Raw genomic sequence first — 15,558 nt, forward strand, 5'->3', positions numbered from 1 at the left:
CGGTGCGCGTCGGGCAGTGAACCTTGGCAGGTGATGTACGTCGGCGAGCGGTGCATGACTAACCTAAGTGTGTGTGAGCTCCCCTGCTAACACCACATCACGCTCGGATTCTAACCACTCCCCCAACCCATCGGGCCAGGCAATCGCCGTCGACGCCTGGCCTGGCACAGTCACAGCGCTCGTTCTTGGTTTCCAACACGTGTTGGCAGCCTACGCGGGTGCGGTGGCTGTGCCTCTTTTTGTTGGCTACGCGTTAGTTGATGCCGGCCGGATGTCGTCGTCGGACATTCCACATTTAATTGCTGCCGACCTTTTAGTCGCTGGTATCGCGACAATCGTGCAGTCTGTCGGTCTATGGCGGTTCGGTGTCCGCCTGCCCCTAATCCAAGGGTGCACCTTCTCTGCAGCAATCCCAATGGTGAGTATCGGGTCGCACTATGGTGTGTCCGCCATTTACGGATCGGTGATCGCCTCCGGTCTGTTCATGATCATTTTCGCACCACTGTTCTCTAGCCTATTGAAGCTCTTCCCGCCGCTGGTTACGGGCACTGTGTTGTTAATCATCGGGTCAACCCTCATGCCCGTGGCCGCCGAGTGGGTTGGTGGTGGCTCCGAGGCGAAAGGCACCCACGAGTTCGGCACCGGGAAGAACCTGCTGATCGCGTCGTTCGTGCTGGTGCTCATCCTCGTCATTGAGCGCTGGGGGCCGGCGTGGCTCGCCCGCATTTCCGTGCTAGTCGGAATGCTCTCAGGCCTGGTGGCGTGCATCCCTCAAGGCATGGTGGACTGGCATTCCACCGCCTCATCACACTGGTTCGGCGCCACACAACCGTTCTACTTCGGTACGCCGGAATTCATCCCCTCGGCTATCGGCGCGATGTGCATCGTGTCCCTGGTCACCATGGTGGAGGCCACCGGTGACATCGTCGCCATCGGGGAAATCACCGAATCCCGCATCGATGACAAGAGAATTGCCGACGGCCTACGTGCCGACGGAGCTGCCACCGTGCTCGGCGGGGTTTTCAACACGTTCCAGTACACGGCGTTTGCGCAGAATATCGGCGTGCTGTCGATTACCGGCGTGCGGTCGCGGTGGGTGACGTCGGTCGCCGGCGGGATGCTGATCGTGCTCGGTTTGATCCCGAAGACCGCGTCGGTCGTGGCGGCGATTCCGGCACCGGTGCTGGGTGGCGCTGGGATTGCGCTGTTCGGGATGGTGGCGGCGTCGGGGGTGAGGACGCTCTCCACGGTGCGGTTCAACTCGTCGAACATTTTGGTCGTGGCCATTCCGCTGGCTCTGGCGCTGCTGCCGGCGACGTCGCCGACGTTGTTTGCCCAGATGCCGTCGTGGGCGCAGACGTTCCTGGGGTCCGGCATTTGCATCGGGTCGGTGGCTGCGATTGTGCTGAACCTAATGTTTAACACCGGTACGCGGGCGCCCGCGTCGCACAAAGATGGGACGACGGCTCATGACACGCCTCGCGGGTCGTCGTACGGTCTTGCGGACGATGACCATGACGGCTTCGGAGACAATCCCACTGCGCTATCCTGAGAAATAGAGGGATGCCCGGCGCGTGAGCTCCGGTTTCCTTGCCAGCGACGCCGATGACATTAAGGAGCGCTTCGGATGCCTACCAATACGGGGCCTTTCCCTTCGGGCACCTACCGAGTAAGCGATGACGATCGCCAACATGCCATCGAGTTGTTGGGCATTCACTTCTCACAGGGTCGCTTGACCATCGACGAGTACGACCAGCGGGTGTCGGTGGCCTCTGCCGCGCAGAATAATAATGACCTCAACGCCCTGTTCACGGACTTGCCAGGGCTTCCATCTGCCACTATTGCGAAGGGCTCTCAATCGCTGGTGACGATGACCGATGGCACTGTCCTCCCTCCAGCGTCATATGGGCGGAATATCCGGTTAGGGTTGCTGCTGGGATCATCCACTCTTCTCGCTATGCCCGTCGCGATTAATGCTGCGCTCGCACCCATTTTGTTCTTGATCCCCCTGATTTTCATCCTGCTCTACATCATGAAGGTCGGGCCGGAATCGTGGCACACCGCGTCGCGGATCCGACAAGCGAAGCGTCTGCAGCGCGCTCAGCTGCGGATGGACAAGGAAAAACTGGAGTTGGAGCGACGGAAACTGCAGCTCGAGCAGAAGCAGCGGCGGCGGGAAATTCAACAGGACGCGATGAGTTCGGCCATGAACTTTGCGCACACTGTGGCGAATTCCGCGAAGGGAATCTCTACCCGCCGGCGCCGGTAGGGGTCGCTGGGTTGTAGCGTGCGCTCAATGTCACTCGACGACGCTGGGTTGGGTTTCCCTCGAGCTCCTAAAATTGATTCTCATGGAACCCATGCAATTGAACGGCGGCCGCTTTTATCTGCGTCCTTTGTCCGCCGATGACCGCATTAACGACGTCCACGCCCTGGCGCTAGCCGCCGACTGGGCGGATCATTCCAGCGATAAGTCGGCACACGGTGCCGGTTCTGGCAGCGCGATTGATGAGAGCTTCATCGAACTTCGTCGCAATCAATGGTTGACGGGGACGGCGCTGTCCTGGGCAGTGTGTGAACAAACTCAGGTTGAGATGCTCGCAGAGGCCATTCTCTTTTCCGACGACGGCGTCATCCTGGATCCTTCGGAGGAGAACGAAGCCTCAAGCGACGGTGCACACCGTGCCCCCAAGGCCACACATGCAACTCTCTCCATTCGCCCCGCGGGTGACCCGACTCGCGTCGTTCCTAATGAACCGGACGCAGAGAAGAAAACCGTCGGCGATGCTGTTGAGGAAGCCGAGGGAACAATCAAACGGTGGGCCGAGGGCTATCTCGGGCTCACCGTCACGCTGATTTAACAGCGATTTATGTGGCGCGGGCTCGTTTAACGCGGGCCCGCAAGTACCGTCGTTAATCTAAGTCGTCGTGAGCGACCAAGTGGCGGGCAGCCTCGGTCACCGAACCAGAGAGCGACGGGTACACAGAGAACGTCCGGCTCAGATCCTCCACGGTCAACCGGTTCGTCACCGCAATAGCGATCGGCAAGATCAGCTCAGACGCTGACGGGGCGACCACCACACCACCAATGACGATGCCGGAGTTCTTGCGGCAGAAAACCTTGACAAAGCCGTGGTTCAGGGACCGCATCTTGGCACGCGGATTGCCCTTCAGCGAATAGGTCTCAATTCGCGCGGACACTTCCCCAGATTCAATTTGTTTCTGGGATACACCCACCGTTGCCAGTTCCGGGCGGGTAAACACGGCCGACGCCACCGTCCGCAACCGGATCGGCGTGACGCCCTCACCCAGAGCATGATACATAGCGATACGTCCCTGCATTGCGGCGACGGACGCCAGCGGGAACAAATCAGTACAGTCCCCCGCCGCGTAAATGCCGGGGACCGATGTCCTGGATACGCGGTCAACCTTGATGTGGCCCGAACGTGTGAGGTCAACCCCCACCTTGTCGAGCCCCAGATCACGCGTATTCGGCACAGAGCCGACGGTCATCAACGCGTGAGAACCCTCCACCTCACGCCCGTCGTTAAGAATGACCTTAATCCCGTTATCGGTGTACTCCACAGCTTTACACCGGCCACGCTTGACCAGGTGCACCCCCCTCTCGTCCAGCACATTCTCCAGCACGCGTGCAGCGTCGGAATCCTCATGCGGAAGGATTTGATCCCCCGAGGCCACCATCGTGACCTCTACCCCCAACTCGGTGAACGCCGACACAAACTCCGCGCCCGTCACACCGGACCCGACAACAATGAGGTGCTCCGGTACTTCCTCCAGGTCATAAATCTGACGCCACGTCAGGATGCGGTTCCCATCGGGCTTTGCGCCGGGGAGGATACGAGGCGTGGCCCCCGTCGCCAAGAGAACAAGATCACATTCAATTGTTTCTTCTGAACCATCGGCTTGCTCCACCAAAACTCGGTGAATCGTGCGGCCCGGCTCATAATCGTTCAACCTGGCGGTGCCCGGAATCAGGCGAATTTCCGACGCGATCATCTGCCGCTGCACATCGTCCGACTGGGTCTGAGCCAGGTGCTTGACGCGCTTGTTCACTTCCGCGTACGGCAGCCGTTTACCGTCGTAACCTGCGTGGAAGCCCATCGCGTCCGCCCGACGCATGTCGGTGCGAATACCCGTTGCAGCAATAAAGCTTTTCGACGGTACGCAGTCATGCAGGACGCACGATCCCCCCATGCCCTGATCCTCAACGACCGTGACCTCCGCCCCGTACTTCGCGCCTGCTAATGCGGCTTCATAGCCCGCCGGGCCTCCGCCGATAATCACGATCCGTTTAGCCACCAGTTCGCTCCTCGATGTGGTGATGTTTCAGGGGCATACTCAGCGCCCAGAGACAAGGACCAAACCCGGCACACGGTCACATGCGCGAGGCTCACTACGGCCGTCGTCAAGGCGCAGCTCGTCTCTTTCAGAATAAACTAAACCCCACACATAACCCTGGTTCGGGCTAAAAGCAGACACCCCCGACGCCACAAAGAGGGGTAGGCCGTCGGGACTGAGCGTCTACAGACCGGCCTTATCGCTACAGATCGATATTTCGGGGACCATACAGACGGTCGCCCGCGTCGCCTAGGCCAGGGACAATGTAGGCATCCTCATTCAACGACGGATCGATCGTCGCCGTAACCAACCGCGTGACCGGCAGATCGGCGTCCTTCAATGCTTGCACCCCCGGTTCGGCGGCCACCATGCAGATGCAGGTGATGTCGTCCGCGCCCCGGCTGGCCAGCAGGCGGATCGCGTGAAGCAGCGAGCCGCCCGTCGCCAACATGGGATCGACGAGGAAGACGGGGCGGCCAGAGAGGTCATCCGGCAGCGCCTCCAAGTACGGCACAGGCTTGTGCGTCGTCTCATCACGAGCCAAGCCGATGAATCCCACTTGGGCGTCGGGAATCATGGACAATGCTGGGTCCACCATGCCAAGCCCGGCGCGAATAATCGGGACGATAATGGGGGGCTCGGTCAGGCGGAATCCATCAGCCTGGTCTACCGGGGTAGATACGGGGAAGGTATCCACTGAAAGATCTCGGCTGGCTTCGTACACCAGCATCATGCCTAAATCTGACAACGCCGCGCGGAAAATATCATTTGTGCTGCGCTTATCGCGCATGATGGTCAGCCTCGACGACACCAACGGATGATCAACGACCCTAATCTCCATAAAAACCAGCTTACCTGTGGGGAACCATAACGAAACTCGCGCGTCTAACCCCACCGCACGAGAAATATCACATAGCCCGCCAGGCACGCCTGGCGCACCTGGGACGCCTCTGGCTCGACCAATACACAGGAGGACACCGCAATGATGGAGACCGGCTCGATTACCGCCCAACCTGACGCTCTACGCATCGCTTCAGATCAGCTGACCGACTGTGCAGATACGGTCAGCCGCCTGCGTGATGGTCATGAGGCCAATCCCCCAGGCTTTGCCAGGTGTTCCCCTCACATACCCGCTCTTCAGCACGCTATCGAGTTGCTGGGACAGAACCATGACCGCCTCAGACACGAACTCGGACAGTTCAACGAATCGTTGTTATCGATCTCGCGGGGCACGCGGACCCTGGCCGATGCCGTCGATCACTCTGACACGGTGGCTGCTGTGCGTATGAACACGCTGACCAGCGCAATTACAAGTAACTCCGAGGGAGGGCAACGATAACTCATGCCTTCGTTTATTGGATCGCCCGTATCGTCCGAATCCGCAGCGCTCATTGAAGATACTGTTCACTACATCACGTCGCTGCTCCCGATCACCCCGGAGACGCCCCTGCCAGATTTCACTCACCATTACCCACTTTTCGACGCCACGCAACGCGAACTCGGTGCGATGCTAACCGGGCCGTGGAAAGAGAGCACGGCGACTGTTGATAGTGCGCTGGTCGGTGAGGCGGGAACCGCGTGGCACGACGGACTGGAACGTGCTGGCCAGGGCGCCGAATCGCTCCGGCACTCTGCCGAGGAAGCGTCGCACGCGAGCATCCACATAGCCAGCACCATTATCAAAGGTGCACTCGACATCTCCGGTATTGCTAACCGATATCTCACGATCGCGACGTCACTACTCACGGGGAGTATGAGCATCCCTATTCTTCTGGGTCCGATCCCTGTGAAGCCCGGGACCGGGATCATGCCGGCGTTAAAAAAGGCCTCTGCCGAAGCGCGGAACGAGGCCGATAACGCAGCAGAGCGCATTAACACGGAACTCGAAGGCGATGTTGCAGTACTTCAGCGATTGTTGGAGGAACCGGCACCTGCCTTTCCTCAGTGCGAGGTGGACATACCTCCCGATCCGCCGGCGACAGCGGTAACGACCCCTGCCGTGGCCTCACCACCGGCTATCGTTGCGAATGATGTGGCAGGGGCGCCGGGGGCGGCAGCGCCTACGCCGGGCAACCAAGCACCGGCCGTCCAACCACCTGCCGTTTCGACACCACCTGCTGCACCACCGCCACCATCACATGCGTCGGCCAGCGGAGCCTCACCCCAAGCACTACAAGCGGTAGAAGCCGCGCGCAGTGCCATCGGAACGCCGTACCAATGGGGAGGAAACACCCCCGGCGTCGGTCTTGACTGCTCAGGGCTCACACACTGGGCGTATGCCCAAGCAGGAGTAGACATTCCGCGGCTCGCTGAGGCGCAAACCGTCGGCACACAGGTCACCCAAGACCAACTTCTCCCCGGTGATCTTGTGGTGTGGGATGGGCACGTCGCGATGTACGTCGGCGACGGCATGATGATAGAAGCAGGTGATCCCGTCCAAACCTCGCCGCTACGGACCACCAACATGGGGATGAACTTCCTCGGCTTCTACCGGCCCACGGGGTAACTGCCGGCGCTAACGCACCCAACCTGTTAGCACTAACGATAAAGCACGCTACGATGAGGGGTCATGGCCACCGAGAGCATAATCCCAGTCCAACTGGAACTGACCAGCGGAACGTACTACACCCTATGGGCACCGTCCTGGAAAGAGAACGGTGAAGAATGGCAGGCGTTTCTCGGATCAGACGATAGCCTCTACTTCTTCACCTCACCCGCCGAACTCTTGGCGTATATCAACTCCGACGCACCCATCGACCTCGCCGAGCACCCCAAGTGGCGCGCATTCCTTCATAAGGACGCGGAATCACAGGCTGTCCCCACACCCCGCCACGTCTACGACCTGGTCGCCGTTCCCGCCATGCTGGCAGAAAAACCCAGCTACACCTCCGTCGACAAAGTCGAGCGAAACCTAGCTATGGCGCGCTCCCTCGGGCGAGTGTGCGGAATCGACCGCATCAACGGGTTCTTCAATAGCTACTCGTTGCTCTCCAACCTCAGCCGCGGAGCCGAGCACTTTACTGGCGACGACGGCAATGGCGAATGGTCTGCTATTGGCCAAACGATTCTCTCCAACTGGGGCCCTGTCCTCGACGCCCTGGACAATGAGGCCGTGGACGATGGAGTCTTTGACGACAACGCCAGCACGTCCGGCGATGCCGCGAATGTATCGTCTACCAGCACAAGCGTCCCCATCGGCGCACCGACCGGCGACACGGCAAGCAACGCGGGCGCAACTGGAACGCGCACCGCTCCCGTCTTCGTCACCCCCGCCATTCCCGGGAACAACCCCACGGATTCCATCAATAATGCCCAGCGCAGCATCGACGACGCTATTGCCGCACGTGAGGACCACGAAAAAGAGGTCGCCGCGGAGCGCGCATCCCAGGCAGAGAACGATGAGGCCAGCTCCACGCCGGCCACCGACCCCTATGACTCCACTATCTGGGCGTCCGTCGGCATCGATCCGATCACGATCGTGATGAATGGGCGTACTCTCTACACCCTGCGGTGCTACATCAACGACCGCCCCGTCTTCCTCGGCAAATTCGGCCAGATTTACACGTTCACGTCCGGGCGCGCTCTCAGCCGCTGGATCGTCGACCATAAAGACCACGACCTGGCGACGGTCTCCACCTGGGGAGAACTTGTCGACAAAGCCAACGTCGGTGAGCTCAAAGTAGAGACTCACCCCACGAACAACTACGTCTTCACTAACTTGGCGGAGTCCATCGCCAAAGGGCCCAACGTCGTCGATACCGACCAGCTCGGCCAGGCCTATGAGGTCATTGCCGACGCTTCCGACTGGGCAGAGGACGACGCCGTGAACTCCGTACTCCTCGCCGTGCCCGAGCTGCAGGAATACATCTCGTACATGCTGGGGACGTCGTCGAATTACCTCCCCTCGGCGCCGTACGACACCGAGGCCGACGGATGGCGTCGCCTGGAGGAAACGCTGAGCGAACGGTTCAGCAAGTCCTAGGCACGAGCCTAAAACCCACGCGCGGACTAGGCGCGGACCTGCCCGAGCTCGTGGGATAGGGATTCGAGCTCCTCACCGCCAGCCATTTGCGCAGTGAGCTGCTCCAACGTGATGTCCTGGCGGCCCGCATCCAATTGCATGCGGCCGTGCCCCAGCAACACAAAGTGGTCCCCCACCAAATAGGCGTGATGAGGGTTGTGGGTGATCAAGATAACGCCCAGCCCTCGTTCCTTCGCCTGCTGAACAAACCGCAGCACCATGCCCGATTGCTTCACGCCCAGGGCGGCCGTCGGCTCATCCAGAATGATCGCGCGAGCTCCGAAGTGAACGGCTCGAGCGATCGCCACAACCTGGCGCTGCCCACCGGACAACGTCGAAATCGGGACCGTCACGTCGGGTAGATCAATGCCCATCGACTTCAGCGCACTGTCGGTGGTTTTCTTCATGTGCTCCGCGTCCAAGGGAGCAACCATGCCCAGCCAGTTCGGCCCGCGAACCACCTCGTGCCCGAGATAGAAATTGCGCCACACCGGCATATCCGGCACCACCGCCAAATCCTGGAAGACGGTGGAAATGCCGCGGGCGATCGCGTCCTTCGGGGACTTCAGCGCAACGGTCTCACCGTCGATAAGAACACGCCCCTCGGTGGGTTTGTGCAAGCCCGATAGCGTCTTGATGAGCGTCGACTTGCCAGCACCATTGTCGCCTAGCACGCAGGTCACCTCGCCGGCATAGACCGACAGCGTCATGTGGGAGAGCGCGACATGCGTTCCGTATGCCTTGGTGACGTCGTCAAGCGCGAGAATAGGAGTCCGTGACTCTGCCGACGGCGACGGGGTTGCAGGTGGTGTCATCGTGGTATCAGTCATCGTGTGCTGTTCCTTTTCTCCATGGCTCGGTTCGACAGCACCGCCAGCAGCAGCATGGCCCCGAGGAAGAACTTGAACCAATCGGGGTTCCAGCCCGCGTACACAATGCCCTGATTAATCATGCCGAAAATGAACGCGCCGATAGCCGTGCCGATCGCGGTTCCTTTTCCGCCCTTCATCGACACCCCACCGATGACGGCACCGATAATGTACAAAAACTCATTGCCGACACCCTGCCCAGCCTGGACGGAGTCGAAGGCGAAGAGCGTGTGCATACCGACGAACCACGCAGCGACCGACACCCCGATGAAGAGGAGCACTTTGACCCGGGTGACGGGGATGCCTTGTGCGCGGGCAGAGTTGTGGTCGCCACCGACGGCGAAAATCCAGTTGCCGAAACGAGTGGAGTACAGGACGTAGGTCGCGATGGCGACGAAGACGAGCCACCACAGCACCGTGATCTTCACCGACACCGAGCCGATGGTGATGGACGACGCAAAAACGTCTTTGGCGCTGCCGAAACCCTGCATATCCGAAATAGACGGAGTCGAGACCGCGTTGGTGACCCACTTGGTGATCGCCAAGTTGAGCCCCTGAAGCATGAGGAAGCTGGCCAGGGTGATAAGGAAGCTGTCTAGCCCCGTCTTCATCACCAAGACACCGTTGAACGTGCCGATCGCCACGGCGATCAGCAGTGATAGCACCACACCCGTCCATGAGTTGAGGTGCCAGTTGTAGTTCATCATCGTGGCGGCCAGTGCGCCCGTGGTGACGGCCACACCGGAGGACAGGTCGAACTCGCCGCCGATCATGAGTAAGCCGACGGCCAAGGACATGATGCCGATGGTCGACGACGCATAGAGCACCGTCGAGAATGCGGCGAAAGAGCGGAACGACGGTGCGACCGCCATGAACAGGGCGAAGACAATGACAGCACCCAAGATGGAGGCTGCTTCCGGCCTCATGAGGGTTCGTTGCCACAAGGGTCGCCGCGCCGGCACAGATTCAGACGTCGGTGCGGATTCAGTGGCCGGCACAGATTCAGACGCTGTCGTCATCGCAGACCCTCCTTAGCAGCATCCGCAATGGAATCCACGTTGGAGGAATCGACGAAGGACGGCCCCGAATACACCGGACGTCCACCTCCGATCGATGTTCCGTTACGCTTATGCAGCCACAACGAGTCCACGGCCATGTACCCCTGCAAATACGGTTGCTGATCCACGGCGAACTGAACGTTGCCCGATTTAATGGCGTTGACCAGTTCCGCATTGGTGTCAAAGGTGGCGATTTTGGCCTGAGAACCAGCGTCGCGAGCAGCATCCACCGCGCGGAGTGCGACCGGTGCGACCAGCCCCATCACCCAGTCAATGCTGTGATCCTGCGCGAGTTTCGATTCGATGGTGGCCTGCGCCGAGGGCAAATCTTGCCCATTGACGTAGAGGATCTCCGTATTCACCTTGTCTTTAATGCCACCGCAGCGGGCTTCCTGGCTGGAATTGCCCTGCTCGTGAATGACGCACAAGGTGTGCTGGGCGCCTTGTTCTTTGAGCTTGTCGCCCACCGCTTCCCCAGCGACTTTCTCGTCCTGACCGAAGAACCCTTTCAGCCCATACTTCTGCCAGACGTCCATCCCGGCGTTCAACCCAACTGCCGGGATCTTCGCATCGTCGGCCTTCTTGGCGACGGGCCCGATGGCCTCCGGGTTCGGCATCGTGACAGCGATCCCATCCACCTTGGAGTCGATCGCGTTCTGGACCAGATTCGCCTGGTTCGGCGCTTGAGGGTCGGAAGAATACCGGAAATCAACGTTGTCTTTTTTCGCAGCGTCCTCGGCACCTTTGCGCACGAGGTCCCAGAAGGTATCCCCGGGCGCACCGTGGGTGACCATCGCCACCGTCATACGGGGAGTATCGACGGTTCCTCCCCCGCCGGAGCTTCCGGAGCTCCGGGGCGCTCCGCCGGTGGATGAGCATGCCGCGCCCGCAACAGCTACGGCGCCAACCACGAGGGCGACGGCACACCGTCGAACGGTGTAAGAGACACGGTGGTGCACAGGTATCCCGATCCTTATGAGTGTCACTGGTTAGATCCCGTTACCCGCGGCTGCGAATAACGGACATGTCTGATCAATCTCGCTATTTCACCCTCCTCAGTGGGGGTGGTCAAATCTGTTTCTGCTGGTGTTGAACGATTCAGATAATCTGAACAGGGATAGCTGTGACCGGTTAGCGTCACTTTTTACCCCCTTTTGCCCCCGCGCGCTGTAGCTTGCCTCGGCCCCGCTATTCACGCTTATCTGAACCGAGATCGCCTAAATCTAATCCGTCCAGACCGGCGAGTCCGTCAATGTCGTCGAGGCCTAAATCACCCAGATCGATATTCAATGTGCCCGCGCCCGAGTGGTTATGCCCGTGGGCTCCATGAGCGTGGTCATGCGAGTGCCCCTCAGGATCGTGCTCGTCAGCACCATCGTCGTCGTGGCCGGAACCGTCGTTTCGGCTAGTGCCCCTCATATCGGGATCCCCAACCAGTTCCTCATACGCCGGAATGATCAGATCTCTGGCCAGGCGCTGCCGATCTGGCAGGGGGAGGAATGCTGCATCCATCGCGTTCAGGGTCAGATGCAGCAGCTCGTCGTAACCGAAGTCAAAATGCTCGCCGAGCAGCAGCATCTCGTCGGTCATCGTCGTGCCGGACACCGTCCGATTATCCGTGTTCACGGTGCAGGTAAAACCCAGTTCATACAGAAGCGACAAGGGGTGATCCTCCATCGAGTCGACAAGCCCGGTCTGGCGGTTCGACGTCGGGCACAGTTCCAGGGCAACAGTGCGGTCGCGAACTCGGGCAGCCACAGGACCCAATTCGATCCCGTCGAGGGACGCGCCGAAATCTTCGTAAATGCGAGCACCATGTCCGATACGCGACGCACCCAGGGCTAATGCGTCCTTCATCGACTGCACTCCATCAGCTTCACCCGCGTGAATGGTGAACGGGATGAGGTTTTCACGGAGCAGCTCCAATGCTTCAGCATGCTCACGGACCGAGAACCCTTCTTCCGGGCCTGCCAAATCAAAGCCGACAACATATCCGGACCCATCACCCGCATTATCGACGACGAGGCGTGCGATCTCCGTGGACCGATTGTTATTCCTCATCGCGCACAGAATGAGCCGCGCGACGATCGGATTATCCTCCGCGGCAGCACTCCGTTCACCTGCGCGAACACCGGCGATCGCGGCGTCGACAATATGTTGAAGATCTAACCCCTGCTCCTGGTGCTGTTCCGGCGCGAAACGGAGTTCCGCATACACGACGCCATCGCGGGCAAGGTCTTCGACGGCTTCGCGGGTCACGCGCTCGATGGCCTCGGCTGTTTGCATGACGGCGGTGGTGTGGGCGAATAATTGCAGGTATGAGGGGAGATCCCCCGATTCGGCGGACGTGCGGAACCACTCCTCTAATGCGTCAGCGCGCGCGTCCTCGGGCTGAGACATGATGCTGTCCGGTAACCCGGAGTAGCCAGACTGCTGAGCAAGGTCGAGCAGCGTGGAAGGCCTTAGACCACCATCAATGTGGTCATGAAGCTCCACTTTGGGAAGCTGGGAGACCGTGTCACGATCGAGAGTTTTGTGATCTGGGCTAATCGATGGTCGCGGCCCTATGCTGGCGGAATACGGTGATTTCTGCGCGTTCATTGCCATAGGGTTCAGGCTAGCCGATGGGGAGGACATGTCGTTGAGGCCACAACATTAAGGCACCCCGAAGTGTCATATATGTCCAGGGCCGAATTTTTCCTAAGATTCTGGATTATGGCTTCCCAGCACTTTGCCCACCACATCCAGCGATACGCACCATCGCTAACCACTCTACGTCGAACCATCGAGGCCAGCACGGTGGGCATCGCACTGGGCTACACCTCGTTTTTCCCGGGAACGGCATTAATCACAACATCCGCTACAGCCACAGAATCCGCTGCGGCGTCGGCACCCTCGGTATCCGTCTTAGCCCAGGATGAGACCACCCCAACTCGCCCGGTTGATCCCAACTGGATTCCCCTCGAAGTGCCTTCCGACCAGCCACTGCCCGACGATCCCACTCTCCACACCGATTCGTGCCCCTTCCGCGAGCACACGCCCCCGGCCGTCGATGAATCCGAAACGGTCCAACCCGGCGGCACCAGCCCCACCCCCATCCCGGTCAACAAAAACCCCGAGGGCGGCAAAAAGCTGCAGTCATGCGGCGTCATTGTTCCGGAGGGGTTTAGGGTTCCTGAGCGGCTCACCGTCGGAGCGTGGCTTATTTACGACGTCGACTCGGGCGATGTCATTGCTACCAAGGACCCACATGGGCGGTACCGGCCGGCCTCTATTTTTAAAGTGCTGTTAGCTCGCGAAGCTATTGATCGTTTGCCACTGGATAAGGTGCTCACGGCGACGCAAGAGGATGCCAATATGGAGGGCTCTCGTGCTGGCATTGGCCCGGATGGGAAGTACACCGTGAGGCAGGTCTTGCAGGGGCTGCTGATGCGCTCCGGTAATGACTGCGCACATCTGCTCATGCGGACCTTGGGTGGGGAGAAAAAACTCCTGGCTGACTTGCAAAAACGGGCTGACAAGCTGGGTACGCAGGACACGCGAGTCACGTCATATTCGGGGCTTGACGCGCCGGGGTTACAAACATCCGCATACGATTTGGCGCTGCTGTACCGCGAAGCGTTTCACAACGAGACGTTTAACGAAATAGTCAATACAAAACTCGTTGATTTCCCTGGCTATCAAGAAAATCCTGGTTTCCAAATCTCAAACGATAACGACATGCTCTTCAATTATGAGGGTGCTTTCGGTGGAAAGACCGGATTTACCGACGACGCTCGCCACACATATTCCGGTGGCGCAGAGCGGGACGGGCGGAAACTAGCGGTCATCGAGCTGAACGCCACCAATGCTGCCGGCAAGGGCTGGGATCAAGCGACAAGGCTTCTCGACGCAGCGTGGCCTGTTCACGACTCCGTGGGGTATCTGGTCGGCTCCCCCGCTGCTAAGAAAGCGGGGAAGAATGATGGTCAGTTTGCTGGGGAAACCGTTACTGAAGACCAGTCCGCACCCCATCGTGGAAACGAGCTGCGGCGGCACCCGAAGGCGTTTGCTATCACGTCTGGAATTGCCGTGCTCGTTATTGCCGGCGCAATCTGGAGTGTGCGTCGCGGGCGCCGTCGGAAGTGATAATTACTCTCATACCCGGGATTCACACATCGTAAACAAATCGTTATTTTTATTCTTTTTTTATCACAATTGGTGCATAGTTGAGCATTTTGTTTACGTTGAAACGTCGCAGTGATTAAGTTGTCAGGTATGGATACGAAATCATCGTCCCCTCGTGAAACCGCCACTCCTGGTCATCACGGTGTCTCCACTCGGACGCGTCGCGTAGTGGCTTCGTCAGTAGCCATCATGGCGTCCACAACCTTGGTGCTGGCTAGCGCTAATGTAGCCATGGCACATCCCACTTCGATGCCTGAGCACCCAGCTGACACGGCACTTGCGTCGGCAATTGACGGTGTTCATCATGACGCTCACCGGCTAGTCAAGGCTGAAGCTGCTAAGGAATCCGCAGCTAACGCTGCTCAGGCCGCACGAAAGAATGATCGTATCGACGCTATTCACGGCCATGCTAAAGAGTCCGTCGGGACTATTGTGACGCCGGTTTACGACTCCCTGACCAGCACCTATGACACTGTTGTGCAGGCGAACGCTGATACTGCCACGCGCATTGCGTCCACAGCGAACTCGGTGCGCGAGCGGTCAGAGGCCCACCACAATCCGGTCGGCGCGCGTATCGCGGATACTGTCACGCAACGGACAGCCGCTGCTTCCAATGACTTCGCTGGTGCACAGCTCGCGGCCCACAATGCTGCTGGCTCCGCCGTCGACAACGCTGTCTCTGTTGCTAACCAAACAATCGATGGTGTTGCAGACGGCGCACACGCGTCCGTCGATAACCGCGCTGCACGGAAGCAGGCATCCATCGATGCCGAAGCAGCTCAAGCCAATGAGGTCATCCACCATGTTTCCGACGCAGCGCAGGCAGCCGGTAACCAGTTCGCAACGGCCGTCGGAGCTGCGCAGAACGTTGCTCCAGGAGCTGCCAAGCTCGCCCGCCAGGCCGTCGTATCCACGGTCAATCAGTTCGACCAGGTACTCATCAACACGGGTACGCAGCTTGGTGCACCGAGCGTTGCCCACCAGGGCCCGGCACCGGCACAGTAAAACTATGCAGTAACAACGGAGTGATATTGCAGTGGAGCCATCGGGTAACTACTGCAGCCATATCGCTATAAAACCAGCT

General features: G+C 59.6%; 14 protein-coding genes. 8 read left to right on the forward strand and 6 right to left on the reverse strand.

Annotation, left to right across the window (positions count from 1 at the left end):
- Positions 1 to 73 precede the first annotated feature (73 nt).
- The 3 genes from KCQ76_RS03445 to KCQ76_RS03455 all read left to right on the forward strand — a co-directional run bounded on the left by KCQ76_RS03445 (position 74) and on the right by KCQ76_RS03455 (position 2,861).
- Entirely contained in the window at positions 74 to 1,552 is a 1,479-nt protein-coding gene (locus KCQ76_RS03445) for a nucleobase:cation symporter-2 family protein (protein ID WP_231725337.1), read from the forward strand.
- Between the two features lie 75 nt (positions 1,553 to 1,627).
- Complete coding sequence (locus tag KCQ76_RS03450) at positions 1,628 to 2,269, forward strand: DUF1707 domain-containing protein (protein WP_046202673.1); 642 nt, start codon at positions 1,628 to 1,630, stop codon at positions 2,267 to 2,269.
- Between the two features lie 82 nt (positions 2,270 to 2,351).
- On the forward strand, positions 2,352 to 2,861 hold the full coding sequence (locus KCQ76_RS03455) for a hypothetical protein (RefSeq protein WP_046202674.1): 510 nt from the start codon (positions 2,352 to 2,354) through the stop codon (positions 2,859 to 2,861).
- Between the two features lie 52 nt (positions 2,862 to 2,913).
- On the opposite strand, the gene KCQ76_RS03460 is transcribed toward KCQ76_RS03455, so the two are convergent.
- Positions 2,914 to 4,320 carry an NAD(P)H-quinone dehydrogenase gene (locus KCQ76_RS03460; protein ID WP_046202675.1) on the reverse strand — a complete coding sequence of 469 codons (1,407 nt, stop codon included), beginning with the start codon at positions 4,318 to 4,320 and terminating at the stop codon, positions 2,914 to 2,916.
- A 241-nt stretch (positions 4,321 to 4,561) separates the two neighbouring features.
- A complete protein-coding gene (gene upp / locus KCQ76_RS03465) occupies positions 4,562 to 5,200 on the reverse strand; it encodes a uracil phosphoribosyltransferase (RefSeq protein ID WP_046202676.1) in 639 nt (212 codons plus the stop codon).
- 141 nt (positions 5,201 to 5,341) lie between these two features.
- Here upp and KCQ76_RS03470 point away from each other — a divergent pair, with 141 nt between their 5' ends.
- The 3 genes from KCQ76_RS03470 (at position 5,342) to KCQ76_RS03480 (ending at position 8,341) form a co-directional block, all read left to right on the forward strand.
- The gene (locus KCQ76_RS03470; RefSeq protein ID WP_046202677.1) at positions 5,342 to 5,698 is read left to right on the forward strand and encodes a hypothetical protein; all 357 of its coding nucleotides are present in this window, start codon (positions 5,342 to 5,344) and stop codon (positions 5,696 to 5,698) included.
- A gap of 3 nt (positions 5,699 to 5,701) precedes the next feature.
- The gene (locus tag KCQ76_RS10760) at positions 5,702 to 6,865 is read left to right on the forward strand and encodes a C40 family peptidase (RefSeq protein ID WP_231725339.1); all 1,164 of its coding nucleotides are present in this window, start codon (positions 5,702 to 5,704) and stop codon (positions 6,863 to 6,865) included.
- A 63-nt stretch (positions 6,866 to 6,928) separates the two neighbouring features.
- Positions 6,929 to 8,341, forward strand: a complete 1,413-nt coding sequence (locus KCQ76_RS03480; protein ID WP_046202678.1) for a SatS C-terminal domain-containing protein — start codon at positions 6,929 to 6,931, stop codon at positions 8,339 to 8,341.
- A gap of 26 nt (positions 8,342 to 8,367) precedes the next feature.
- Here KCQ76_RS03480 and KCQ76_RS03485 read toward each other — a convergent pair whose 3' ends face one another.
- The 4 genes from KCQ76_RS03485 to KCQ76_RS03500 form a co-directional block, all read right to left on the reverse strand.
- Complete coding sequence (locus KCQ76_RS03485) at positions 8,368 to 9,210, reverse strand: ATP-binding cassette domain-containing protein (protein WP_082089757.1); 843 nt, start codon at positions 9,208 to 9,210, stop codon at positions 8,368 to 8,370.
- Positions 9,207 to 10,175 (reverse strand): ABC transporter permease, encoded by a 969-nt coding sequence (locus KCQ76_RS03490; RefSeq protein ID WP_180962439.1) that lies wholly within the window; start codon positions 10,173 to 10,175, stop codon positions 9,207 to 9,209. Before KCQ76_RS03490 ends, KCQ76_RS03485 begins: the two co-directional genes overlap by 4 nt.
- Positions 10,176 to 10,264: 89 nt before the next feature.
- Entirely contained in the window at positions 10,265 to 11,218 is a 954-nt protein-coding gene (locus KCQ76_RS03495; RefSeq protein ID WP_231725362.1) for a substrate-binding domain-containing protein, read from the reverse strand.
- 277 nt (positions 11,219 to 11,495) lie between these two features.
- Complete coding sequence (locus tag KCQ76_RS03500; RefSeq protein ID WP_052722165.1) at positions 11,496 to 12,914, reverse strand: adenosine deaminase; 1,419 nt, start codon at positions 12,912 to 12,914, stop codon at positions 11,496 to 11,498.
- 108 nt (positions 12,915 to 13,022) lie between these two features.
- Between KCQ76_RS03500 and KCQ76_RS03505 the strand changes: the two genes are divergently transcribed.
- Both KCQ76_RS03505 and KCQ76_RS03510 read left to right on the forward strand, forming a co-directional pair.
- Positions 13,023 to 14,435, forward strand: a complete 1,413-nt coding sequence (locus KCQ76_RS03505; protein WP_052722164.1) for a D-alanyl-D-alanine carboxypeptidase family protein — start codon at positions 13,023 to 13,025, stop codon at positions 14,433 to 14,435.
- Positions 14,436 to 14,564: 129 nt separating this feature from the next.
- Entirely contained in the window at positions 14,565 to 15,479 is a 915-nt protein-coding gene (locus tag KCQ76_RS03510) for a hypothetical protein (RefSeq protein WP_221914791.1), read from the forward strand.
- The last annotated feature ends 79 nt before the right edge of the window (positions 15,480 to 15,558 follow it).

It is taken from the genome of Corynebacterium parakroppenstedtii, from assembly GCF_019754935.1.
Lineage (GTDB): Bacteria > Actinomycetota > Actinomycetes > Mycobacteriales > Mycobacteriaceae > Corynebacterium > Corynebacterium parakroppenstedtii.

Excerpts from the sequence above, each read along its gene's own strand:
- KCQ76_RS03450 (WP_046202673.1), top strand. The coding sequence starts at position 1,628 with ATGCCTACCAATACGGGGCCTTTCCCTTCGGGCACCTACCGAGTAAGC.
- KCQ76_RS03500 (WP_052722165.1), bottom strand. The coding sequence starts at position 12,914 with ATGGCAATGAACGCGCAGAAATCACCGTATTCCGCCAGCATAGGGCCG.
- KCQ76_RS03455 (WP_046202674.1), top strand. The coding sequence starts at position 2,352 with ATGGAACCCATGCAATTGAACGGCGGCCGCTTTTATCTGCGTCCTTTG.
- KCQ76_RS03470 (WP_046202677.1), top strand. The coding sequence starts at position 5,342 with ATGATGGAGACCGGCTCGATTACCGCCCAACCTGACGCTCTACGCATC.
- KCQ76_RS03505 (WP_052722164.1), top strand. The coding sequence starts at position 13,023 with ATGGCTTCCCAGCACTTTGCCCACCACATCCAGCGATACGCACCATCG.
- upp (WP_046202676.1), bottom strand. The coding sequence starts at position 5,200 with ATGGAGATTAGGGTCGTTGATCATCCGTTGGTGTCGTCGAGGCTGACC.
- KCQ76_RS10760 (WP_231725339.1), top strand. The coding sequence starts at position 5,702 with ATGCCTTCGTTTATTGGATCGCCCGTATCGTCCGAATCCGCAGCGCTC.
- KCQ76_RS03490 (WP_180962439.1), bottom strand. The coding sequence starts at position 10,175 with ATGAGGCCGGAAGCAGCCTCCATCTTGGGTGCTGTCATTGTCTTCGCC.
- KCQ76_RS03510 (WP_221914791.1), top strand. The coding sequence starts at position 14,565 with ATGGATACGAAATCATCGTCCCCTCGTGAAACCGCCACTCCTGGTCAT.
- KCQ76_RS03485 (WP_082089757.1), bottom strand. The coding sequence starts at position 9,210 with ATGACTGATACCACGATGACACCACCTGCAACCCCGTCGCCGTCGGCA.
- KCQ76_RS03480 (WP_046202678.1), top strand. The coding sequence starts at position 6,929 with ATGGCCACCGAGAGCATAATCCCAGTCCAACTGGAACTGACCAGCGGA.